Raw genomic sequence first — 22,933 nt, 5'->3', positions numbered from 1 at the left:
GCGGAGCGAAGCGTAGACCCGAGAATCTGTTGCAGGACAAACTCTGGTCTACGAGATGGTCGGGTCAGGCCCGACCATGACGCGCCCCTTGGCCAAGCGTCGACTCAGCTGCGCCCTTCGGCAAGATACCGCTTGGCGAGGAGCTTTGCCTCCTCCACCGCAGGCTGGTCGAATGGATCCACGCCCATGGCGTAGCCGGTCAGGATGGTCTCCAGCATGAAGTGCATCAGTACTTCGCCATGCACGGCCTCGTTGATCTCCTCGATATGGAAGCGGCGCACCGAGCAGCCATTCTTGGCGAAGGTGTCGATCATCGCCACGCCCTGCGCCGCGACGAGATCGCCGATCGTCTTGCCGGCGAAATCGGCCTGGCCGATCTGCACAGCGAGGGTCGCATCGATCGCGGGGCCCTTGCCCTTGGCGCCGACTGTGAGGACCGTGAAGAACTTGTCCTTGGGCCCGGCGAGGTAGAGCTGCTGCTGCGAATGCTGGTCGACCGGGCCAAGCGCCCCCACGGGTTGCGTACCCTGCCCGTCCTTGCCGAGGCTTTCGGCCCAGAGCTGCATCCACCAGCGCGTCAGAAGGGCGAGCTTGTCGGCGTAGGGCATCACCACCGCGATGTTCTTGCCGGAGCGCATCGCGGCCAGATGCAGTGCCGCGCCCAGCGCGGCCGGCGTCTCGCGCACGGTCTTTCCTGCCAGGACAGGGGCGAGCGCCCGGGCCGCGCCGCCGCGCAGCGCCTCGATGTCGAGACCGAGGATCGCCGCCGGGAGCAGGCCACAATTGGTCAGGACGGAGTAGCGGCCGCCGACACCGGTATGATGCTCCAGGAACGGTGTGCCGAAGGGCTCGAGCAGCGCGCGCAAGGGGTGCAGCTTGCCGGCCACGGCCGGCTCCGACAGTCCCTGGAAACGCTCGCCGATCTCGGCATCGCTGAGATGGGCTGCGCGCATCGCGGTGATCGCGGCGATGCTTTGCAGCAGGGTCTCGCCGGTGCCGCCCGACTTCGAGATGGCGATGAACTTGGTGGTCTTGAGCGGCAGCTTGGCGAGCAGGCCGGCATAGGTCTGCGGGTCCAGATTGTCGATGAAGTGGACACGCGGCTCGGGCATGAACTGCGACAGCCCCGAAATGCCGTAGCCGGCGAGCTGCGCCAGTGTCTGGCCGCCGAGGCTGGAACCGCCCGTGCCGAGCACCAGGATGTCTGTCGCGCCCTGCTTCAGGCGCTTGGCGGCGGCATGGACGGGAGCGAGGTCGGCGGTATCCGAGGGCAGGCCGAGCAGGGGAAGCGAATGGTCGGCGGCCTGCGCCTTCAGCCTTGCCAGCGCGGGGGCGAGATCTGCCAGCGCCTTCTCAAAGGCGGCGTCGGGAATGCCACCCTTGCCGACGCCTGACTCCAGGGCGAGATCGAAGCTTTGCTTGAGCATGGGACAGCCTTCAGAATTTGTTTCGATCACGAAAGGTCAAAGCGGACCTCGCGAGCCTAACCGTCATTGCGAGCGAAGCGAAGCAATCCAGGTCCTGGAGCGCTGCGGCCCCTGTATTGCGTCGCTTCGCTCGCAATGACGATGCGGATGACACCGTCACGCCAGGCCGACGGGGCGGCCGACGGCCTGCACCAGCAGCTTGGGATCGCCGAACAGGCGCTCCGCCACGCGCTTGACGTCAGCCAGCGTGACCTCGGCGAAGAGGCGATTGCGCTCGCTGAGGAATTCCGGCTCGAAACCGTTGGTCGCGAGGCTCAGGAGTTCCGCTGCGATCTTGGGCGAGGTATCGAAGCGCAGGGGATAGGAGCCGATGATGTAGCGCTTGGCCTCCTCGACCTCGGTCTCGGTCGGGCCTTCGCTGGCGAGCTTGGCCATTTCCTCGCGGATGACCGTCATGGACTCCGCCGCGCGATCGTTGCGGGTGGCCGTGCCGCCGATCAGCATGGCGCTTTCGCGCATCGGCAGGAGGCTGGACGAGACACCGTAAGCCAGGCCGCGCTTCTCGCGCACTTCGAGGAACAGCCGCGAGGTGAAGGCTGAGCCACCGAGGATATGGTTCAGGACGCTGGCGGTGATGAAATCGGGGTCATGGCGCATCAGGCCGGGACCGACGAACCGCAGCACGGTCTGGGGTACGTCGAGGTCGATGACATGGGTCTGGCCCAGGCCCTGGATCGGCGCGGGTTCACGCGGCAACGCCCTCGCCTGCCCCGCAGGCAAGGCGCCGAAGAGTTCGTCAAGCCGTTGGGACAGCTCCTCGGCGGTGATATCGCCGACGACGACAATCTTGAGCCCGCCCCGGCTGAGCAGCCCGCGGCTCTGCTCGCGCAGGCCATCAGCCTCGAGCCGGGAGACCGAATCGACATCGCCCTTCTCGGGGCGGCCATAGGGGTGACCGGGGAAGGCGGCGGCGTAGAGCGCATTGCGGCACAGCGTATCGGGGTTCTGAGCCTGGCGCTGGAGCCCGGCGACGATCTGCGCCTTGACGCGAGCGACTGCATCCGCGTCGAAGCGCGGCGCGTTGACCGCCAGTGCAAGCAGGTCGAAGGCGGTATCGCGATGCCGCGACAGCGTCTGGAGATGGCCGTGGAAATCGTCGCGGCGCGCATCGAAGCCGAGGCTGATCGCGTGGTCGGCCATGCGGCCCTGGAAGGCCTCGGCATCGAGATCACCGGCGCCCTCGTCGAGCAGCCCGGAGATCAGATAGGCGCTGCCGGCCCTGTTCTCGGGGTCGCGCGTGGCGCCGCCATCGAAGGCGAAGTCGACCGCGATCAGCGGCAGGCTGTGCTCCTCGACCAGCCAGGCCTCGACGCCGGCAGCCGAGCGCACCTTCTGCACGGTGACGGAAGGGCCGGCCGCTGCCGGCAAAACGGGAGAGATGGGCGCGTTCATGTCGCTTCCTGATGGCGGGACGCTGGCGTCCCGCCCTGTTGAAGGAAAGGAGCGGCCGGTCAGGCTGCCGGGAGCAAGAGGCCTGTGACCGAGCGGTCGGGCCTGAGATAGCGACGGACGGCGGCGACAACCGCATCGCGCGACACCGTTTCGATCCGGTCCGGCCAGGACAACACGTCCTCGACGGTTTCGCCGACAGCCAGCGAGGCGCCGAAGATCCGGGCGAGCGAGGCCTGGCTGTCACGCGAGAACACCGTCTCGGCGACAAGATGCGTCTTGGCCCGGGTCATTTCGATCTCGGTGGGACCATCGGCAAGGAAGGCCGCCAGCGTCGCATCGAGGCCAGCCTCGAGGGTCGCCATGTCCACGCCGGGGCGCGGGCTGGCAGAGACCTGGAAGGCTGAGCGGTCGACCATCGAGCTCATGAAGTAGGCGTTGGCGCCCGCTGCGAGTTCCTGCTCGACGCAGAGCTTGCGATAGAGCCGCGATGTGGTGCCGCCACCCAGGATCTCGGCTGCGATCTCGAGGGCGAAGACCTCGTCGCGGTCGCCACTGGTATAGGTCGGCGTCAGCCAGCCGCGTCGCAGCGAGGGCTGCTGGACGCGCGGATCGTTGAGCGAGACGCGACGCGAGGCGCGCGGATCGGGCTCGGCGGGGCGCTTGCGCACCGGCTTCTCGCCGCGCGCAGGGATCGCGCCATAGGTGGCCTCGGCAAGCGCACGGACCTCGTCGGCGTCGGTATCGCCGGCCACGACTAGAATCGCGTTCTCCGGCGTGTAGAAGCGCTGATAATAGGCGAAGGCGTCGTCGCGGTTCAGACCTTCGATCTCATGCTCCCAGCCGATGATCGGGGTGCCGTAGGGGTGGTGCACGAACAGGGCCGAAGAGAACTCCTCGCCGAGTTGGGAAGCAGGATCGGAATCGACGCGCATCTTGCGCTCTTCGAGAACGACATCGCGCTCGGGACCGACGACGCTCTCGTCGAACGCGAGGCCCGTCATCCGGTCGGCCTCATAGTCCATCATCGCGCGCAGGTGCTGCTTGGGCACCCGCTGGAAATAGGCGGTGTAGTCGAAGGAGGTGAAGGCATTCTCCTGGCCGCCGAAGCCGGCGACGATCTTGGAGAACTCGCCTGCCGGCCAGCGCGCCGTGCCCTTGAACATCAGGTGCTCGAGGAAATGCGCAATGCCCGATTTCGCTGCCGGATCGTCGGCAGACCCGTTCCGGTACCAGACCATATGGGTGACCACCGGGGCGCGGTGGTCGGGAACCACAACGACATCCATGCCATTGCCAAGCTGGAACGACTCGACTGGCGCGGTCAGGCGGGTCGTGGGCGGCATGTGTATCGTCATTGCGGGACCGTCATCTGGCGTCGGAGCATCACACCCATATAGGTCGATGCCCCGGCGCATGCCAGACGGCGCGTCCTACTGAATGGTCGGCATCGGCTGGCCGGCGACGAATTCACGCTGGCCAATGGCCTGCGTGTCCTCGCGCGGCGCTCCGCGGCCCGGACCAAGCGGCGCGGAGCCAGCGGGACGACGGTAGCCCGGAGGCGGCTCATAGAGGAATTTCCGCTCCGGCTCAGTGCCATAAACGAGCTGATTGGCGGATTCCTCGGTACGACGCGCGGCCATCTCGCGCCCGATGCGGATCGGGCCGATGTTCTCGTCATAGGTCGCCGAGGTCTGGAATTCCTTGTTGCCGACTGCCTGCCCGGCCAGACGACCGCGACGCAGCTCTTCCTGGCTCAGCAGCGGCCGCTGGTTTTCGCGATACTTCTCCGCCTGGGTCGCGGGCAGCAGGGCATTGCGATTGGCGGCGCGCCGGGCGGCGACGTCCGGATCGTTCGGCCAGGCGGCGTTGCGCGTGCCTGCACCCTCCTGCGGACGCGGCAGGGTCGAGGCCGGCGGCACCACCAGCGGCGGGCGCTGGCGATATTCGATGTTGTTGTCCTTGCCGCCCCAGACACCTTCCATGAGGTTCTTGAACAGCGCGCCTTCCTGGGCCGAGGCGGAGGAGGCGGCGAGCAACACGCCGCCGCTCACCAGCCACTGCGCCATACGAATGCGATGAGCCATGTCGTATCTCCCTTGGGGATGCTTCATCCCTGTCTCAACATCAGACCAGCGGCAAAACGATGGCAAAGCGCCGATCAGGCCGGCTTGTCCGCGCCAGAACGAAAGGACTCATAGAGCAGAGCCGCCACGCCGACAACAATGGCGGCATCGGCGATGTTGAAGATGTACCAGCTGAACCCGGCATAGTGCAGGTGAACGAAGTCGACCACCGCGCCATAGACGGTGCGATCGACCCCGTTGCCGAGCGCGCCGCCGATGATCAGCGCGAGGCTGGCGACAGTGAGCCTGCGCGGCTCGCGCCACATCCAGCGCGCCAGCCAGACCGCTGCGACGAAGGAAATCACCACCAGGGCCCAGCGCCCGATATCGGTGCCCTGCTGGAACAGCCCGTAGGAGATGCCACGATTCCAGGCGAGCACGATGTCCATGAACGGCGCGACCGCATAGGGCCCGTTCTCGGCGAGCCCGAGCCCGAATAGCAGCCAGAGCTTGCTGGCCTGATCGAGCAGGAACACCGCCGCCGCTATGAAGACGCCCAGGCGCCGGGTTGGCGTCATCGCTGACGCTGCCCGAGTTCGCGCAGGGCTTTTGCGTCGCGGGGGGTGACCTCGGGATAGGCCGGATCAGCCGAAGTCGGGTCGAAATACTTCCAGGAGCGCGCGCATTTCACGCCAGCTGCGCGCGCGGAAACAACCGCGACGCCGGGCACGTCGGCCAGGCGGAACGCATCGGCCGGCCCCTCGCCCGCAACGATCTGGATGCCCGAAGTGATGCTGATCTCGGCGAGATCCAATCCCGAAAGCGCCGCATGCAGGTCGGGATCGGAGATGTAGACTTTTGGAGCTGCCTCCAGCGAGGAGCCGAGGCGCTTGCCAGCACGCTCCAGCTCCAGCGCGCCGGTGACGACGCGACGGACGCGGCGGACTTTGCTCCAGCGCTCGGCGAGCTCGGGGTCGAGCCAGGCCTCGGGCGCCTGTGCGAACAGCTCGAGATGAACGGAGCCGTCGAGCGCCTTCTGGTCGGGATAACGCTCGAGCCAGGCTTCCTCGGTGGTGAACACCAGGATCGGCGCCAGCCAGGTCGCAAGGCAGCGGAACAGGTGATCGACGACCGTCAGCGCGCTCTTGCGGACATGGCTGGAGAGCGGATCGCAATAGAGCGCGTCTTTGCGGATGTCGAAATAGAAGGCCGAGAGCTCGGTGTTCATGAACTGCGAGAGCAGGTTCACGACCTTCTTGTAGTCGTAGGTGCGATAGGCCTCCTCGACCTGCGGACCGATCTCGGCCAGCCGGTGCAGCATCAGCCGCTCCAGCTCCGGCATGGTCTGCACCTCGGCGACGCGGGTGTCCTGGCTGAAATGGGCGAGCGTGCCGAGCATCCAGCGCGTGGTGTTGCGCAGCTTGCGATAGGTCTCGACGAAGGTCTTCAGGATCTCCTTGCCGATGCGCAGATCGTCGGAATAGTCCGCCGCCGCGACCCACAGGCGCAGAATGTCGGCGCCGCTGTCCTTGATGATGTCCTGCGGGGCGGTGACGTTGCCCTTCGACTTCGACATCTTCTCGCCCTTCTCGTCCAGGCAGAAGCCGTGGGTGAGGACGATGTCGTAGGGCGCGCGACCGCGCGTGCCGCAGCTTTCGAGCAGGCTCGAATGGAACCAGCCGCGATGCTGGTCGGAGCCTTCGAGATACATCACGCGATCATTGCCGCCGTCGCCGCGTCGACGGGCGCGCAACTCGGGGCGCTTCTCAAGCGTGAAGGCGTGGGTCGAGCCGGAATCGAACCAGACGTCGAGCACGTCGGTGACCCGCTCATAAAGCGCCGGATCATAGCCGAACGGCGTCAGGAAGCGGGCGCCGTCGGTGTCGGTGAACCAGGCGTCGGCGCCCTCCTGCTCGAACGCCGCGGCGATGGCCGCGTTCACCTTTGCATCGACCAGGATTGCCTTGGTCGCCTTCTCGACGAAGACGGTGATCGGCACCCCCCAGGCGCGCTGGCGCGACACGACCCAGTCGGGCCGGTTGGCGATCATGCCGTTGATGCGGTTTTCGCCGGCGGCGGGGACCCATTGCGTGTTCTTGATCGCCTGCAAGGCGCGGTTGCGCAGCGTGTCGGCGTTGCCGCCGACGGAGGCCGTGATCTCGCCGATGCCGGTGGGCGAAGGCGCCTCGCCGATCACCTTGTCCATGGCGATGAACCATTGCGGCGTGTTGCGGAAGATCACCGGCTTCTTCGAACGCCAGCTATGCGGGTACTGGTGCTTCAGGCGGCCACGCGCGACGAGGTTGCCGGTCGCGGCGAGCGCCTTGATCACGGCGTCATTGGCATCGCCCTTCTCACCCTTGTCGGTGATGACGAACTTGCCCTCGAAACCGGGCGCATCCTTGGTGAAGCTGCCATCGGCCTCGACTGTGAAGGGGATGCGGGTGTCGATGCCGCGCGCCTGCAACTGGCGGCCATTGGCCATCCAGATGTCAAAGTCCTCGCGGCCATGGCCGGGCGCGGTGTGGACGAAGCCGGTACCGGCCTCGTCGGTGACATGGTCGCCGTCGAGCAGCGGCACGACGAAGTCATAGCCCTGGCCGCGCAGCGGATGGGCGGCGGTCACATCGGCCAGGCTCGCTGCGTCGACATCGCGGACGAGCTCGAACGCCTCGACCTTGGCTGCCTTGAAGACACCTTCGGCGAGGTTCTTGGCGAGGACATAGGTCGCGCCGACCTTCGCCCAGTTGTTTTCGGCAGCCGCGGTGACGCGGTACAGGCCGTAGCCGATCTTGTTGTGGAAGGAGATCGCGCGGTTGCCCGGCATGGTCCAGGGCGTCGTCGTCCAGATCACGAACGAGGCGCCGGCAAGCGGCCCCTCCCCCAGCACGGGGAACGCCACGAACACCGTGTCGCTGACGTGCTCCTCGTACTCGACTTCGGCCTCGGCGAGCGCGGTCCTCTCGACGACCGACCACATCACCGGCTTGGAGCCACGATAGAGCTGCGCCGTCTCGGCGAACTTCATGATCTCGCGGGCGATCTGCGCCTCGGCGGGATAGGCCATGGTCAGGTAGGGATCGGACCAGTCGCCCTCGACGCCCAGACGCTTGAACTCCTCGCGCTGGATATCGACCCATTTTTCGGCGAAGGCGCGGCATTCCTTGCGGAATTCGACGACCGGGACGTCGTCCTTGTTCAGGCCCTTGGCGCGGTACTGCTCCTCGATCTTCCACTCGATCGGAAGGCCGTGGCAGTCCCAGCCCGGGACGTAGTTCGAATCGTGGCCCAGCATCTGCTGCGAGCGCACGACCAGGTCCTTCAGCACCTTGTTGAGGGCGTGGCCGATATGGATGTTGCCGTTCGCGTAGGGAGGGCCGTCATGCAGGACGAAGCGGTCGCGCCCCTTCGCTGCTGCCCGCAGCTTGCGGTAGAGGTCGATCGTCTTCCAGCGCGCCAGGAGCTCGGGTTCGCGCTGCGGAAGCCCGGCGCGCATCGGAAACTCCGTCTGCGGCAGGAACAGCGTCTGCGAATAGTCGACGGCGGCGGCCTTGTCGGCAGTATTGTCGGTCATCTTGGGTCCGGCTCGGGCAATGCGGACAAGCGGGCCATGTCAAACTGGCGCTGCGCGGGTCCGTCCGTGAAACACTTGAGAAAGCAATCGTCACCCCGGCTTGCGCGGCGCCTGCGCTGGTCTAGCGCGGGGCGGCAGCCGGGCCCGTAATTCGCCGGAAGGGAGCGGGCGATGGGGCGCAAAGAACGTGCATAAGCGGCTTCTAGCAGGCGAGACCTATGGAAGGAAGGGCGGCGTGTCGCGCAGGATGTCGCGCGCCCGGGCGCTGTCGGCATCCATCTGCGCGATCAGGGGTTCGAGGCTGTCGAATTTCGCCTCCCCGCGCAGCCAGGCCACAAGCGCGACGTCGACCTTCCTGCCATAGAGATCACCCGCGAAATCGAAGACGAAGGTTTCCAGCCGGGGCGCACCATCGTCGAAGGTCGGGCGGCTGCCGAAGCTCGCGACGCCGTCGCGCCAGCGCCCGTCGATCCGCATGCGCACCGCATAGATGCCGTAGCGCAGGCGGCAATCGCGGGCGAGGTGCATGTTGGCTGTGGGATAACCGAGCTCGCGACCGCGCTTGTCGCCATGAGCGATCACGCCGCGCACGAACCAGGGACGCCCCAGGAATTGGGCGGCGCGGGCAACGTCGCCCTGCTCGAGCGCGGTGCGGATCAGGGTCGAGGACACGGGCTCTCCGGCCCAGGAATAGGGCGGCACGACCCTGACGGGCACGCCGGCAGCCTGCCCCCTTGCCTGCAACGTCTCCGGCGAGCCGGTGCGGCCCTTGCCGAAATGGAAGTCATAGCCGCAGACCAGGCCGGCAGCCCCGAGCTTCTCCAACAGGAGACCGTCGACGAATGCCTCGGCCGCGATGGCGGCAATCTCGCGATCGAAGGGCAGCACGAAGGTCAGGGGCAGGCCGGCCTGCCCCAGCAGTTCCATCTTGACCTGCGGCGGGGTCAACCGGAACACCGGCTCGTCGGGCTTGAAGACGCTGCGCGGATGGGGCTCGAAGGTCAGCGCCGCGACCTTGCCGCCCTGCCCTGCCGCCATCTCGACAGCGACGCGCGCGAGTTCGGCATGGCCACGGTGGACCCCGTCGAAATTTCCGAGCGCCAGCACCGCTCCGCGCAAGGCGTCGGGCACCGGCTTGGCGGGATCGACAACGAAGGCTGCATGCGCGTCGGTGCCAGGCGCATCGGCGTGGGAGGTCATTGAGCGAAAACGTCCGATTGCCCGCGGGAAGGACCGGGTCCGGGCCGTGTTTGGCCCGAGCCCGCCGACGGCGTCAAGACCGGGCTGCCGTCAGGACTTCGGCCTGGCAGGCGGCATCGCCACCCAGGCATCGCCCTCCAGCACCGCCTTGCCGTCGACGAGGCATTCGCAGAACAGGCGCGCCCGGCGGCGCTCCTCGACCAGTTCCACCACTTCGACGCGCGCCGAGACGACATCGCCGATCCGTACCGGAGCCAGGAAGGTCAGCGTCTGGGAGAGATACACCGCGCCCGGGCCCGGCAGGCGCGTGCCGAGCAGCGCCGAAACCAGGCTCGCCGTCCACATGCCATGCGCGATGCGCTGCCCGAACTTGGTGCCGGCGGCGAACTCGTCGCTGAGGTGAATCGGGTTGGCGTCGCCCGAGAGCTCGGCGAAGAGCGACAGGTCGCGCTCCACCACGGTCCGCATGAGGCTCTCGCTCTGGCCGATCGCCAGATCCTCGAACGCATGAACCTTGTAGAGGGCAGTGCTGATCATCGTACTCGCCTTGATGCAGTCGGAGGCCGCGCCTGCGCGGCGCTCGCCTTATCTCGCATCTGCGAAAGAGTGTCACGAGAGCGCCCCCGCGACCATTCGACTTTGGTGCGGTGCCGCAAGAAGCGCAGGCTTGCAGGCTTCCCGTGCGTCATTCGGAGATCAGATTAACGGCTTTGAAACATCGGAGGTTTAGGAGAAACAACCCATGGCCGCCTTGCAAAAAGACGGCGGCGCGGCGGGTTTCGTCCCGAGCCGTGACATTGTTGCTTGGAGCACACCTATGGCTCTCGACCCGTCAATGCCCATCCTGGTAGTAGACGACTACCAGACGATGGTCCGGATCATCCGCAACCTTCTGAAGCAGCTCGGCTTCGAGAATGTCGACGACGCCTCTGACGGCTCGGCTGCGATCGCGAAGATGCGCGATAAGAAGTATGGGCTGGTGATCTCCGACTGGAACATGGAGCCGATGACCGGCTTCGAGCTGCTGCGCCGGGTGCGTGAAGAGCACGCCCTGTCGGAGACTCCCTTCATCATCGTCACTGCTGAATCGAAGACTGAGAACGTCATCGCTGCCAAGAAGGCCGGCGTGAACAATTACATCGTCAAGCCGTTCAACGCGCAGACGCTGAAGACCAAGATCGAGTCGGTCTGCGCCGCCTGAGGGGCACCTGCCCCTCGTGGCGGAAGCACGCGCTCCTGCGATCCCCGCTAGGTGAGGCGCGACTACCAGACCAGGTCCGGCAGCGCGTAATCGGGGCGATGGCTTTGCCCGGCGAACCAGCCATGGCGCGCCTCCCATGACGCCTCCACCAGATCCTGCGCATGGATGCCGGCGAGCACCATGATGCTCGTCGCGCCAAAGCTGCTGGCGCCGGCGATATCGGTGCGGATCGCATCGCCAATCGCGCAGATACGGTCTCTGGCGATCTCGCCGCCGCGCACCGTCTGGGCCGTGGCGAGCGCCATCTCATAGATCGGCGCGTGCGGCTTGCCCGCATAGAGCGTCTTACCCCCGATCTGCTCATAGGCGAGCGCGACCGAGCCGGCGCAGGGCACGATACGGCCGCCGCGGTCTACCACCAGGTCCGGATTGGCGCAGATCAGGGTCAGGCCGCGTTCGGCAAAGCCGGACAGCAGGCCGGCATAGTCCTCCGCCGTCTCGCGCTCGTCATCGAACAGGCCGGTGCAGAGCACATAGGCCGCGTCCTCGGCCTTCACGCGCGGCGCATCGAGCCCCGCGATCAGCGGCAGGTCGCGGTCCGGACCGAGCATGAAGACCGGCTGGGCGGCACGCTCCTGAATCAAGGCGCGGCAGACATCGCCCGAGGTGATGATCGCGTCCCAGGCGTCGGTCGGCACTTTGAGCGTGGCGAGTTGGCGCTCGATCTCGGCATTGGGGCGCGGCGCGTTCGTCACCAGCACCACCGTAACGCCACGCTGGCGCATCGCCTGCAGGGCTGCCACCGCTCCGGGATGAGCCGCGACGCCGTTATGGACCACACCCCAGATATCGCAGAGGCAGAGATCGAAATGGCCGCAGATCTCGGAGAAGCCCGTGAGGGGCTGGGTGGTGGCACTGTTCAAGGACGGCAAGACGTTCATCACTCCGCTGCGCTGCGATACCTGCTTCTAGAGCAGGACCGGCACTAGGGTGAACCGCTTTTCACGTTTGCATGATGACCGGCGTCGCAAAAACAGCGGCGCGGATGCGCGCCCGGCCGGTTCAGGCGGTCGCGCGACGCAGCACGGAGCGGAACGGAACGCGCTCCGGCTTCGGCGGCTCAGGCGCAGCGGCTGGGGCCGGCGCGGGGTAGCCGACCACCTCCGCCGATGCGCGCACCTGCACCGGCTCGGCCATGGGAGCGGGAACGGGGGCGGGTTCAGGCTCGGCAAAGACCTCTGGCTTGACCGGCCGTGGCGGCGAAAACACGAGCCCCTGCGCAAAGCTGACGCCGAGCTCGATCATATCGGCGACAGTCGGATTGTCGGTGATCCCGTCGGCGACGAGGACGATCGAGCCGCGTGCCAGCATCGCCGCGAGGTCGCCTGCCGCAATGTCAAGCGAGGCCTCGCCGGACATTTCCGCCTGGAGCAGGGCGGCGGGCACCTTTGCGAAGCGGATGCCGCGATCGAACAGGGCCACGGGGTCGAGACGGAGGTCGGTGACTTCGTCGAGCGCAAAGCGCACGCCGGTCGCCGACATCGCGCCGAGAAGGCCGAGGCTCGTGGGATCGAGCAGGCGGAAGACGCGCTGCGGCATCTCGATGACGAGATGGCCTGCATGCTCGCGATACTTGTCGAGAATGCGCGAAAGAGTCGCCAGCGCCTTGGACGCCCCCCAGGTCGCCGCGCTGAAATTGCAGGAGACGAAGAGCCCGCCCTCCTTGGCGCCCAGATGGCGCGCGATCGCCAGGGCCCGCGTCAGGACCAATGCGTCGAGCGTCGGACCGAAGCCTCGCTCCTCGACGACGCCCAGGAAATCCTCGGGCAGCAACAGGGTGGCCTCGTCGAGCCGCAGCCGGACCAGCGCCTCGTAACCGCGTGTCCGGCGCTGCGGCAGCTGAACGATCGGCTGAAGGTGAACCTCGACCTTGCCTGCCGAGAGCGCCATGCTGATGATCGCGGCGCGTTCGTCGGCGGCGGCCTGCTCAGCCGCGCGCGCAGCCTCCTCGCGCTCGGCGGCCAGGGCATCTGCACGGGCACGGCGAGCCGCTTCCGGATCGATCACTACCGCGGGCGCAAGCATAGGCGCAGGCGGCACGACCACCGGCAGCCTCGACTGGAACGCAGCCATCTGCGTGTCGTGATCGGCCAGGGTCGTCGCAACCTGATGGATGAGATCGCCGAGCAGTCCGACCTCGGCGGTCAGTTCATTGATGGCGGCGCGCGCCGGCACGGCGTCCTGCTCGCGCATCGGCAACTGCTCGATGCGGTGGGTGAGGTTGTCGAGCCGGATCGAATTGGTCGCCAGCCTGACCTTGACCTCGCCGAGGCCCGCAAAGATCTGCTCGCGCTGCGCCATCAGCCTGCGCTCGAAAACCCGCGCCGTCCCGATGATCCCCGCACCGCAGAGCAAAAGCCCTGTCGCGGCACCAAGCGCACCCGGAACCAGCAAGGTCGCGACCGCGCCCGCGCACAAACCGGTGACGGCGCCGGCGAGTGGATGCAGGGCGTTGAGGCGAGTTCGAGCCAAGGCAGCGCCGCGTTGAGTTGATCGGATGGAATCAGCGAATCAGGGACGTTTCGCAGTTGTAGCCGCGCCCGCAGCGGGTTGCGAGTGGGACGGACACGCCGCCCATCGAAACCTCAGCAGATTTCGGGGATCGTCGCCAGCGGCGCATCGGCAGCCAGACCAGACGCGGCGCGTCAGCGCGGGCTGACGAGATCGGCATAGGGCAACCCGAGATCGGTCAGGATCTGCGCCACGACAGCAGGATTGAAACCTCGGCGCTCGAGAAACTTGCGCGGATCCGTGCGAAACAGCGGAACGCTGTCCTCGAGCAGCGCGATCGTCTTGGCCAGACCGACGGAGTCGCCCTGGGACGCGTAGTGCATCGAGCGGCCGATCAGGCTGAACGGCCCGGTCTCGTCCATCAGGTTCGCGGCATGGCTCTCGGCCATCTTGGTTTGTCCCGTCAGGCGAGCGGCCAGGAACGCGAAGAAATCATAGGCCGGCGGATGGGCTGTGCTCAGGGAGATGGCCTGCTGCAGCAGGGGCAGCCCTTCGGCCGGCCGGTTCAACTGGACGAGACGGGCACCGAGCCCCGCCATGACGTCGGGATCGAACGGGTTTCGCGACGTCGCCTCTCGCCCCGCCACGAGAGCCTCCTCCGTCTGTCCGCGCGCAAACAGCACACCCATCAGGGCCTGCTGGGCGCGGGCGCTGCCGGGCGACAGGCGAACGGCCTGCAAGGCCTCACCAAGCGCGCGGTCGAGCACTGCCGCATCACTGACGCCCGTGGTGTATTCGTCCGTCAGCAGGATCGCGAGATAGAGGCGGGCCGGCTGAAACTTCGGATCGCGCGCGATCACCGTTTCGAGACAGACCTTCGCCGCAATCCGGTCCTCCGGCTTCTGCGAACGCCTGAAATCAAGCGCGCGATAGATGCAACTCATCGGCGGCGCGGTGGCGAACCGGCGAAAATCCGCATGCACGACACCAAAGGGCTCGGCGAGGCGGATCGCGACCTTGCGCGCTATCTCGGGCCACACCGGGTCACTGGGATCAATCGTAGGGGACCGCGCGGATGATGTGCTCCAGACGATACGGTCGTCCTTGACGGAGCGCAGGCGCGCTGCCGTCTCGCTGACCTCCCCGAACCTCGCACCGCTGAGTTCGAGAACGTAGTCGGCCCCATCGGAGGCCAGTTGCGCCTCGCCGGGAGCCTTCACAGTCAGGACATCGTCGAAGCGCGACAGAGCGTCGACCAGCAGCCCCGAGACCCGCCGCGCGATTTCGCTCGAGCGGTCATCGCGGGGGCCATCCAGGACCGTTATCGCCAGGACCGGAAGATGCGGGGGCTCCTGCATCTCAGGCAGCGAGACATGCTCGCTCGCCGCGCGCTCGCCCAATGGCGCCTGGCCAGCGATCCGATGCCAGAACGCCAGCGACGCAAGACCGATGACCAGCGCGACGCCCGCGAGCATCAACCAGCTCTGGGAAACCGCGCGCTCCTGCCGCGTCTCGAGGCTCCTCCCTGCGGCCGTGGCCTCGTCGGCCGTAGGCGCATCGTCGGATGCGCCAGCGTCCTCTGACCCGCCGTCCGCGCCGTCGGCCTGCGCGTCGAAGTCGAAGACCGGTACGTAGCCGCCCACCGGAATGCTGATTCGGATCGGGTCCTCGGCGCCGTCGCCGAGATAGTACTGCGTCAGCGCCTTGCGTAGCCGTCCGGCCTCGACGCGCACGATCGGATCCGTCTGCGGATCGAAATCCGGCGGACGGCCGAACGCCTCGACCGCGACAGTATAGCCCTTCAGCTCGGCGCTGCGGCCGTCCAAAGCTCGTTCGACGATGAAGCTCAGGAAGGCCGATAGTTGCGGCGCGCTGCGGAAGACATCCGAACCCAGGACACGCTCCAGCGCAGCGAGAACTGCGGCGCCACTCTCTGCATCCAGCCGTGGCCGACTATCACCGACTGAGACCATATGTATCCGGTCCAGTTCTCGCCCCTCCAGCAACCTATGTCATAACGCAGGTTGCGTCATCTTCTCAGAATCAGTGCACCCGGCCATCGCGGAGCGCAGGGATGCCCCGACGCCGCGGCGATTTACACCCCCGAACGGCCTGTTAGGTTGATAGAAGCTTAATCCGTCGGGGACCACCATTGATGACATCCACCATGCAGCCGATCGCCCAGCCGAACGATCTCGAAGCGTTCTGGATGCCATTCACGGCGAACCGCTCCTTCAAGCAGAATCCGCGGATGATCGCCCGTGCCGAGGGCATGTTCTACTACACGCCCGAAGGCAAACCCGTGATGGACGGTACCTCCGGCCTGTGGTGCTGCAATGCCGGACACGCCCGCAAGCCGATCGTCCGCGCGATCCAGGCACAGGCCGAGGAACTCGACTACGCTCCCTCCTTCCAGTTCGGCCACCCCAAGGTCTTCGCAGCGGCGGCGCGAATCGCAGCGCTCGCGCCCGGCGATCTCGACCATGTCTTCTTCGCGGGCTCGGGCTCGGAAGCCGCCGACACCGCGCTCAAGATTGCACTCGCCTACTGGAACGTCACCGGCAAGGGCTCGAAGACCCGCCTGATCGGCCGCGAGCGCGGCTATCACGGCGTCGGCTTCGGCGGCATCTCGGTCGGCGGCATGGTCAACAACCGCAAGTTCTTCGGCAGCCTGCTCGCCGGCACCGACCATCTCCCGCACACCTATGACCGCGAGAAGCAGGCCTTCAGCAAGGGCGAGCCGGATTTCGGCGCGCATTTCGCCGACGATCTCGACCGGATCGTCACGCTGCATGACGGCTCGACCATCGCCGCCGTCATCGTCGAGCCGATGGCGGGTTCGACCGGTGGCCTGCCCGCGCCCAAGGGCTATCTCAAGCGCCTGCGCGAGCTCTGCGACAAGCACAACATCCTGCTGATCTTCGACGAGGTCATCACCGGCTTCGGCCGCCTCGGTTATGCCTTCGCGGCCGAGCGCTACGGCGTCATCCCCGACATGATCACCTTCGCCAAGGGCGTGACCTCGGGCACCGTGCCGATGGGCGGCGTGATCGTGCGCAAGCACATCTACGACGCGTTCATGAACGGCCCCGACAACGCCATCGAGTTGTTCCACGGCTACACCTATTCGGGCCATCCGCTGGCTGCCGCCGCCTGCCTTGCGACGCTGGACGTCTATCGCGAGGAAGGGCTCTTCGAGCGCGCCCTCGAGATGGAGCCGGTCTGGGCCGACGCGCTGATGACGCTGAAGGGCGAGCCGAACGTGGTCGACATCCGCCAGGTCGGCATCGTCGGTGCCATCGACCTCGCGCCGCGCGCCGACGGCGTCGGCAAGCGCGCCTTCGAGGCGATGGACCGCCTCTTCCGCGACGAGGGCCTGATGGTCCGCACCGCCGCGGACACAATCGCCTTCTCGCCGCCGCTGATCATCACCGAAAGCCAGATCGGCGAGATGGTGGACAAGCTGCGCCGCGGCATCCGCTCCGTGGCGGCCTGAGCGCGTCATCGTCATTGCGAGGAGCGCAGCGACGAAGCAATCTAGGGCGTAGTGCTCTACGTCGACTGGATTGCTTCGCTGCGCTCGCAATGACGTTAGAGGCTCCGCTCGCAATGACGTCAGAGCGCGAGATCCTCGTATAGATCTCGCCAATCGGGGTTCATCTGCTCGATCAGGTCGAGCTTCCTTGCCGCGAGCCGCCCTTGATCTGTTTTTCACGGGCGATCGCGTCGTCCATGCGCTCATGGCGCTCGTACCAGACGAGATGCTTGCAGCCATAGCGCTTGGTGAAGCCGGGAACGATGCCGGTTCTGTGCTGCCAGGCTCGCTCGCCGAGTGCTGAGGTCACGCCGACATAGAGCGTGCCGTTGCGCCTGCTTGCCATGATGTAGACGGTAGGCTCGCGCATCCGACTACCTCACATTGCCAAGTCAGCTTCCGTCATTGCGAGAAGCGAAGCGACGAAGCAATCCAGCATGTCGTAGCGCTCTACGTCGACTGGGATTGCTTCGCTGCGCTCGCAATGACGATTGGACCTACGCCGCCTTCTTCTCCGCTGCGCCGTAATAGCTCTCGCCGGTCTTGGCCATGCGCTTGAGCTGCTTGTTGGGCTTGAAGCGCTCGCCGTGTTTCTTGGCCAGCGCCTCGCACAGCTTCACGAAGGCGGCTGCACCCATGTTGTCGATGTAGGACAGCGTGCCGCCCGAATAGGGCGCGAAGCCGAAGCCGATGATCGAGCCGACATCGGCCTCGCGCGGATCGGTGACGACGCCTTCCTCATAGGTGCGCGCAGCCTCCAGAGCTTGCGTCACCAGCAGGCGGTGCTTCAGCTCCTCCATGTCGACCGTTTCGGGATCGAGGCGCTTGCCGGCGAGATCGGCGAGGCCGGGCCAGAGCCGCTTGGGACCGGCTTCCGGATAGTCGTAGAAGCCCTTCCTGTTCTTGCGGCCGAGGCGGCCATGCTTCTCGACCATGTCGGTCAGGAGTTTTTCCTGTCCGGGGTCGATGGCGCCCTCCCCGAGCTGGGCCTTGGTCGCCTTCAGCACCTTGTAGGCGAGATCGACCGCAACCTCGTCGTTCAGCGAGAGCGGGCCGACCGGCATGCCGGCCTGCTTGCCGGCGGCCTCGATCATCGCCGGCGGCACGCCCTCCATCAGCATGAGATGGCCCTCGCGCAGATAGTTGCCGACGCAGCGATTGGCGTAGAAGCCTCTGACGTCGTTGACGACGATCGGCGTCTTCTTGATGGCGCGCACGAAGTCGAGCGCCACGGCCAGCGCCTTCTTGCCGGTCTTCTTGGCCATGATGACCTCGACCAGCAGCATCTTCTCGACCGGCGAGAAGAAGTGGATGCCGATGAAGTTTTTTGGCCGCTGGCTGTGCTCGGCCAGGCCCGTGATCGGCAGCGTCGAGGTGTTGGAGCCGAAGATCGCCTTCGTCCCGATCACGGCCTCGACCTTGGCGATGACCTCGGCCTTGACCTTGGGGTCCTCGAACACGGCCTCGATGACGAGATCGCAGCTCTTGAGATCCGCATAATCGGCCGAGGCTTTGATGCGGCCCAGGATCGCGTCGCGGTCGGCGGTCTTGGCGCGGCCCTTCATGATCTGGTCGGAGACCAGCTTGTGCGAATAGGCCTTGCCCTTCTCGGCGGCTTCCATGTCGCGGTCGATCAGCACGACCTCGAGACCCGCGCCCGCGCTGACATAGGCGATGCCGGCGCCCATGAAGCCGGCGCCGACGACGCCGATCTTCTTGAGCTTGCTGGCGGGGACGTCGGTCGGGCGGCGCGCGCCCTTGTTGAGCTCCTGCATCGAGACAAAGAGCGTGCGGATCATCGACGCCGCCTCCTTCGTCCGCAGGATCTTTGCGAAGTAGCGGCTCTCGACCTTGAGGGCGAGGTCCATCGGAAGTTGCAGCCCCTCATAGACCGCGTTCAGGATGGCACGCGCTGCCGGGTAATTGTCGTTGGTCTCGCGGCGATAGATCGCGCTGGCCGGGGGCCAGATCTGCATGCCGGCCGGCGAATAGACCTTGTTGGAGGGCAGCTTGTAGCCCTTCTGGTCCCAGGGGGCGGTCGCGGTCGGATTGGCCTTCAGCCAGTCCTTGGCGTTCTGGACGAGCTGGTCGCGCGGCACCACGGCATGGACGAGGCCGGTATTGCGGGCGGGAAGCGCCTTGATCTGCTCACCCTTGAACAGCATCTGCAGGGCGTCGCCGGTCTGGATCAGCCGCGAGACGCGCTGCGTGCCGCCGGCGCCGGGGAACAGCCCGACCTTGATCTCGGGCAGGCCGATGCGGGTGGAGGCGTCGTCCGATGTCACACGGTACTGGCAAGCGAGCGAGAGCTCGAACGCCCCGCCCAGGCAGACGCCATGGATCGCGGCCGCAAACGGTTTTCCGCAGGTTTCGAGCTTGCGATAGAGCAGCGAGAGCTTGCGGCTCTCGTCGAAAAAGGTCTGCATCGCGACCTGCTCGCCCTTGTCCTTGGCCAGCCCGATATAGAGGTCGCGCAGGCCCTGCAGCATGGTCAGGTCGGCGCCACCGGAAAAGCTCTCCTTGCCGGAGGTGATGACGCAGCCCTTGATCGCCTCGTCGGAGGCGACCTTGTCGACGATCTGGTCGATCTCGGCCATCAACTCGGGCGTGATGACGTTCATCGAGCGGCCGGGCATGTCCCAGGTCGCGGTGGCGATGCCGTCGGAATCGGTCTCGAATCGGAAATTGGTGAGGTTCATCTGGTCTCTCCTCAAACCCGTTCGATGATCGTCGCGACGCCCATGCCGGCGGCGACGCAGAGCGTCACCAGGGCGGTCGTCTTGTTGGTGCGCTCGAGCTCGTCGAGCACCGTGCCCAGGATCATCGCACCGGTCGCGCCGAGCGGATGGCCCATGGCGATGGCGCCGCCGTTCACGTTCAGGATGTCGTCGTCGATGTCGAAGGCCTGCTGGTAGCGCAGCACGACCGAGGAAAATGCCTCGTTCAGCTCGAACAGGTCGATATCACCGGTGGTCATGCCGGCCTTGCGCAGCACGAGTTCGGTGACGTCGACCGGGCCGGTCAGCATCAGCGCGAGGTCGGAGCCGATCGTGGCAAAGGCCTTGATGCGGGCGCGGGGCTTCAGGCCGGCAGCCTTGCCTCCCTTCTTCGAGCCGACGAGGACGGCGGCAGCGCCATCGACGATGCCCGAGGAGTTGCCGGCATGGTGGACGTGATTGACGAACTCGACATCCGGGTGGGCCGCGGTCGCAACCGCGTCAAAACCACCCATCTCGCCCATCTGCACGAAGGAGGCCTTTAGGCCGGCCAGCGTCTGCATGTCGGTGCCGGGGCGGATGGTCTCGTCGCGGTCGAGCAGGATCAGGCCGTTGACGTCGGTGACGGGGATGACCGAGTTCTTGAAACGCCCGTCAGCCCATGCAGCGGCGGCTCGCTTGTGCGAGCGAACGGCGAAGGCGTCGACGTCATCGCGCGAAAAACCGTATTTCGTCGCGATCAGGTCGGCCGAGACGCCCTGGGGCATGAAATAGGTGTCGATCGCAACCGAAGGATCGACCGCCATGGCGAAGCCCGAGGCGCCCATGCCGACGCGCGACATGCTCTCGACGCCGCCACCGATGGCGAGGTCCTTCTGGCCGGACATGACCTGCGCGGCGGCGAGGTTCACGGCGTCGAGGCCCGAGGCGCAGAAGCGGTTGATCTGGATGCCCGGCACTTCCTTGCCGTAACCGGCCTTGAGCGCGACGGCGCGGGCGATATCGGCGCCGGCCTCGCCGACCGGGTCGACGCAGCCGAAGACGACGTCCTCGACCAGTTTGGTGTCGAGGGCGTTGCGGGACTTGATCGCGCGCAGGGTCTGGGTGCCGAGCTCGATCGCTGTCACCTCATGCAGCGAGCCATCGGCCTTGCCCTTGCCGCGAGGTGTGCGGACGTGGTCGTAGATGTAGGCGTCTGCCATCAGGAGCCTCCCGGGCTGTCGTATTTTCAATAGAGCCTAGTCGTCATTGCGAGCGAAGCGAAGCAATCCAGAATGGCTCGCTCGACGGCTTCTGGATTGCTTCGCTCCGCTCGCAATGACGGGGCGGATCGATCAGAACTGGTCGGCGCTGAGTGCCATCGTCGAATCCGAGCCCGTGGTGATGCGGGCCAGATGCGCGGCGGTCTCGGGCAGGCTGCGCTCCATGAAGAAGCGTGCGGTCGCGAGCTTGGTGGTCATCCGGTCGTCGGCCCCGGCCGCAAGCTTCGCCTGCGCGACCTTGGCCATTTTGCCCCACATGTAGCCGAGCGAGACGAGCCCGAGCAGGTGCATGTAGTCGGTCGCGCCGGCGCCGGCATTATCGGGCTTGGTTATGGCGTTGTTCATGAACCACATCGTCGCCTGCTGGAGATGGCCGAGCGAGGCTTGCAGCGGTGCGAGCAAGGGCTTCAAACCCTCATCCGCGGCGTTCTCCTGCAGGAAGCCGCCGACTTCGTTGAAGAAGGCCATGATGGCGCGACCACCGTCGCGGCCGAGCTTACGGCCGACGAGATCCATGGCCTGAACGCCATTGGCGCCCTCGTAGATCATGGCGATTCGGGCATCGCGGACAAACTGCTCGACGCCGGTCTCGGCGATATAGCCGTGGCCGCCGAACATCTGCTGCGCCTTGACGGCATTGTCGAAGCCGACATCGGTCAGCACGCCCTTGAGCACGGGCGTCATCAGGCCGAGCTGGTCGTCGGCCGCCTGCCGCTCGGCGGCATCGGTCGAGCGGTGGGAGATGTCGGACTTGATCGCGTTCCAGACGACGAAGGCGCGTGCCGCCTCGTTGAACGCCTTGATCGACATCAGCGTGCGCCGGACGTCCGGGTGGACGATGATCGGGTCCGCGGCCTTGTCGGGGCTCTTGGCGCCGGTCAGCGAGCGGCCCTGCAAGCGGTCCTTCGCGTAGACGACCGCGTTCTGATAGGCGACCTCGGACTGGGCCAGGCCCTGGATCGCGACGCCGAGGCGGGCCTCGTTCATCATCACGAACATGGCGTTGAGGCCCTTGTTCTCGGCGCCGATCAGCCAGCCCTGCGCACCGTCATAGTTCATGACGCAGGTGGCGTTGCCGTGAATGCCCATCTTGTGCTCGATCGAGCCGCAGGCGATGTGGTTGTTGGCGCCCACGCTGCCGTCAGCCGCGATCGCATTGCGCGGGACTACGAAGAGCGAGATGCCCTTGGTGCCGGCAGGCGCGCCCTCGATGCGGGCAAGCACGAGATGGATGATGTTCTCGGTGATGTCCTGCTCACCGGCCGAGATGAAGATCTTCGTGCCGGAGATGGCGTAGGAGCCGTCGCCATTGGGCACGGCCTTGGTCTTGATCAGCCCGAGATCGGTGCCGCAATGCGGCTCGGTCAGATTCATCGTGCCCGACCAGGTGCCCTCGATCATCTTGGGCAGGTAGGCGCGCTTCTGCTCATCGCTGCCGTGGACATTGATCGCGGCGATCGCGCCCATGGTCAGGCCAGGATACATCGCGAAGGCCATGTTGGCCGAGGAGGCGTACTCGTTCATCAGCGCGCCGAGCGTATAGGGCAGGCCCTGCCCGCCATATTCGGGGTCCATCGCGAGGCCGATCCAGCCGCCCTCGGCATAGGCCTTGTGCGCGTCCTTGAAGCCCTTGGGCGTGGTGACCCGGCCGTCAGGATGGCGGGTGCAGCCTTCCTGGTCGCCGGAATAGTTCAGCGGCTGGAGCACTTCCTCGCAGAGCTTGGCGCCCTCACCCAGCACGGCCTCGACCACATCCGGCGTCGCATCGGCGAAACCCGGCAGGTTGTTGTAGCGTTCGATGTTGAACACGTCGTTGAGCAGGAACAGCGTGTCTTCGACGGGCGCCTTGTAGACCGGCATGATCGTCCTCCCTCTCGTCGCGCAAAGGCAGGCTAGCCGATTGTCACGGCGGCACCGCCATCAGATAGTTCATATATAAACTAACACATCTGACTTTCAAGCGGCAATCGCGCGGCGCTCGGAGCCGTCTG

Annotated in this window: 16 protein-coding genes and 1 pseudogene; 2 read left to right on the top strand and 15 right to left on the bottom strand. The window is 66.2% G+C overall.

Annotated elements, in window-relative coordinates:
• Positions 1-104 precede the first annotated feature (104 nt).
• From AC1D2L_RS15490 to AC1D2L_RS15455, 8 genes are all read right to left on the bottom strand, one after another.
• Positions 105-1,427, bottom strand: a complete 1,323-nt coding sequence (locus tag AC1D2L_RS15490) for a glucose-6-phosphate isomerase (protein WP_476846773.1) — start codon at positions 1,425-1,427, stop codon at positions 105-107.
• 156 nt (positions 1,428-1,583) lie between these two features.
• Positions 1,584-2,879: a M16 family metallopeptidase gene (locus AC1D2L_RS15485; protein ID WP_476846772.1), complete on the bottom strand. Its 1,296-nt coding sequence runs from the start codon at positions 2,877-2,879 to the stop codon at positions 1,584-1,586.
• A gap of 59 nt (positions 2,880-2,938) precedes the next feature.
• Positions 2,939-4,222 carry a M16 family metallopeptidase gene (locus AC1D2L_RS15480; RefSeq protein ID WP_476846771.1) on the bottom strand — a complete coding sequence of 428 codons (1,284 nt, stop codon included), beginning with the start codon at positions 4,220-4,222 and terminating at the stop codon, positions 2,939-2,941.
• An 87-nt stretch (positions 4,223-4,309) separates the two neighbouring features.
• Positions 4,310-4,963: a hypothetical protein gene (locus AC1D2L_RS15475; protein WP_476846770.1), complete on the bottom strand. Its 654-nt coding sequence runs from the start codon at positions 4,961-4,963 to the stop codon at positions 4,310-4,312.
• A 74-nt stretch (positions 4,964-5,037) separates the two neighbouring features.
• Complete coding sequence (gene lspA, locus AC1D2L_RS15470; protein ID WP_476846769.1) at positions 5,038-5,520, bottom strand: signal peptidase II; 483 nt, start codon at positions 5,518-5,520, stop codon at positions 5,038-5,040.
• Positions 5,517-8,516, bottom strand: coding sequence for an isoleucine--tRNA ligase (gene ileS / locus AC1D2L_RS15465; protein ID WP_476846768.1), 3,000 nt, complete (start codon positions 8,514-8,516; stop codon positions 5,517-5,519). The genes lspA and ileS overlap by 4 nt, the downstream gene beginning before the upstream one ends.
• A gap of 216 nt (positions 8,517-8,732) precedes the next feature.
• Positions 8,733-9,716, bottom strand: a complete 984-nt coding sequence (locus AC1D2L_RS15460; RefSeq protein ID WP_476846767.1) for a bifunctional riboflavin kinase/FAD synthetase — start codon at positions 9,714-9,716, stop codon at positions 8,733-8,735.
• A 90-nt stretch (positions 9,717-9,806) separates the two neighbouring features.
• Positions 9,807-10,253, bottom strand: coding sequence for a MaoC family dehydratase (locus tag AC1D2L_RS15455; protein WP_476846766.1), 447 nt, complete (start codon positions 10,251-10,253; stop codon positions 9,807-9,809).
• Between the two features lie 280 nt (positions 10,254-10,533).
• Here AC1D2L_RS15455 and AC1D2L_RS15450 point away from each other — a divergent pair, with 280 nt between their 5' ends.
• Entirely contained in the window at positions 10,534-10,917 is a 384-nt protein-coding gene (locus AC1D2L_RS15450; protein ID WP_476846785.1) for a response regulator, read from the top strand.
• 62 nt (positions 10,918-10,979) lie between these two features.
• Here the strand turns inward: AC1D2L_RS15450 and AC1D2L_RS15445 are convergent, their stop codons facing one another.
• The 3 genes from AC1D2L_RS15445 to AC1D2L_RS15435 form a co-directional block, all read right to left on the bottom strand.
• Positions 10,980-11,858, bottom strand: coding sequence for a TIGR01459 family HAD-type hydrolase (locus AC1D2L_RS15445; RefSeq protein ID WP_476846765.1), 879 nt, complete (start codon positions 11,856-11,858; stop codon positions 10,980-10,982).
• 121 nt (positions 11,859-11,979) lie between these two features.
• On the bottom strand, positions 11,980-13,449 hold the full coding sequence (locus AC1D2L_RS15440) for an EAL domain-containing protein (protein ID WP_476846764.1): 1,470 nt from the start codon (positions 13,447-13,449) through the stop codon (positions 11,980-11,982).
• Positions 13,450-13,622: 173 nt separating this feature from the next.
• Positions 13,623-15,401: a hypothetical protein gene (locus tag AC1D2L_RS15435; protein ID WP_476846763.1), complete on the bottom strand. Its 1,779-nt coding sequence runs from the start codon at positions 15,399-15,401 to the stop codon at positions 13,623-13,625.
• A 182-nt stretch (positions 15,402-15,583) separates the two neighbouring features.
• Between AC1D2L_RS15435 and aptA the strand changes: the two genes are divergently transcribed.
• Positions 15,584-16,924, top strand: a complete 1,341-nt coding sequence (gene aptA, locus AC1D2L_RS15430) for an omega-aminotransferase AptA (protein WP_476846762.1) — start codon at positions 15,584-15,586, stop codon at positions 16,922-16,924.
• Positions 16,925-17,043: 119 nt separating this feature from the next.
• Here aptA and AC1D2L_RS15425 read toward each other — a convergent pair.
• The 4 genes and pseudogenes from AC1D2L_RS15425 to AC1D2L_RS15410 form a co-directional block, all read right to left on the bottom strand.
• Positions 17,044-17,333, bottom strand: a pseudogene (locus tag AC1D2L_RS15425) (GIY-YIG nuclease family protein).
• 127 nt (positions 17,334-17,460) lie between these two features.
• A complete protein-coding gene (locus AC1D2L_RS15420) occupies positions 17,461-19,662 on the bottom strand; it encodes a 3-hydroxyacyl-CoA dehydrogenase NAD-binding domain-containing protein (RefSeq protein ID WP_476846761.1) in 2,202 nt (733 codons plus the stop codon).
• Positions 19,663-19,673: 11 nt separating this feature from the next.
• On the bottom strand, positions 19,674-20,882 hold the full coding sequence (locus AC1D2L_RS15415) for an acetyl-CoA C-acetyltransferase (protein ID WP_476846760.1): 1,209 nt from the start codon (positions 20,880-20,882) through the stop codon (positions 19,674-19,676).
• Positions 20,883-21,014: 132 nt separating this feature from the next.
• Positions 21,015-22,802: an acyl-CoA dehydrogenase C-terminal domain-containing protein gene (locus AC1D2L_RS15410; protein WP_476846759.1), complete on the bottom strand. Its 1,788-nt coding sequence runs from the start codon at positions 22,800-22,802 to the stop codon at positions 21,015-21,017.
• Between the last annotated feature and the right edge of the window lie 131 nt (positions 22,803-22,933).

The sequence above is a fragment of the Allobosea sp. P1_B10 genome, assembly GCF_056406735.1.
The sequence above is the reverse complement of the archived record's forward strand: the minus strand, read 5'-3'. Positions and strand labels throughout refer to the sequence as shown.

What these genes read in the sequence shown, in the direction of transcription:
- lspA (WP_476846769.1), bottom strand. Translation starts at nt 5,520, where the DNA reads ATGACGCCAACCCGGCGCCTGGGCGTCTTCATAGCGGCGGCGGTGTTC.
- AC1D2L_RS15490 (WP_476846773.1), bottom strand. Translation starts at nt 1,427, where the DNA reads ATGCTCAAGCAAAGCTTCGATCTCGCCCTGGAGTCAGGCGTCGGCAAG.
- AC1D2L_RS15475 (WP_476846770.1), bottom strand. Translation starts at nt 4,963, where the DNA reads ATGGCTCATCGCATTCGTATGGCGCAGTGGCTGGTGAGCGGCGGCGTG.
- AC1D2L_RS15480 (WP_476846771.1), bottom strand. Translation starts at nt 4,222, where the DNA reads ATGCCGCCCACGACCCGCCTGACCGCGCCAGTCGAGTCGTTCCAGCTT.
- AC1D2L_RS15485 (WP_476846772.1), bottom strand. Translation starts at nt 2,879, where the DNA reads ATGAACGCGCCCATCTCTCCCGTTTTGCCGGCAGCGGCCGGCCCTTCC.
- AC1D2L_RS15450 (WP_476846785.1), top strand. Translation starts at nt 10,534, where the DNA reads ATGGCTCTCGACCCGTCAATGCCCATCCTGGTAGTAGACGACTACCAG.
- AC1D2L_RS15420 (WP_476846761.1), bottom strand. Translation starts at nt 19,662, where the DNA reads ATGAACCTCACCAATTTCCGATTCGAGACCGATTCCGACGGCATCGCC.
- AC1D2L_RS15435 (WP_476846763.1), bottom strand. Translation starts at nt 15,401, where the DNA reads ATGGTCTCAGTCGGTGATAGTCGGCCACGGCTGGATGCAGAGAGTGGC.
- AC1D2L_RS15415 (WP_476846760.1), bottom strand. Translation starts at nt 20,882, where the DNA reads ATGGCAGACGCCTACATCTACGACCACGTCCGCACACCTCGCGGCAAG.
- aptA (WP_476846762.1), top strand. Translation starts at nt 15,584, where the DNA reads ATGACATCCACCATGCAGCCGATCGCCCAGCCGAACGATCTCGAAGCG.
- AC1D2L_RS15410 (WP_476846759.1), bottom strand. Translation starts at nt 22,802, where the DNA reads ATGCCGGTCTACAAGGCGCCCGTCGAAGACACGCTGTTCCTGCTCAAC.
- AC1D2L_RS15455 (WP_476846766.1), bottom strand. Translation starts at nt 10,253, where the DNA reads ATGATCAGCACTGCCCTCTACAAGGTTCATGCGTTCGAGGATCTGGCG.
- ileS (WP_476846768.1), bottom strand. Translation starts at nt 8,516, where the DNA reads ATGACCGACAATACTGCCGACAAGGCCGCCGCCGTCGACTATTCGCAG.
- AC1D2L_RS15460 (WP_476846767.1), bottom strand. Translation starts at nt 9,716, where the DNA reads ATGACCTCCCACGCCGATGCGCCTGGCACCGACGCGCATGCAGCCTTC.
- AC1D2L_RS15445 (WP_476846765.1), bottom strand. Translation starts at nt 11,858, where the DNA reads ATGAACGTCTTGCCGTCCTTGAACAGTGCCACCACCCAGCCCCTCACG.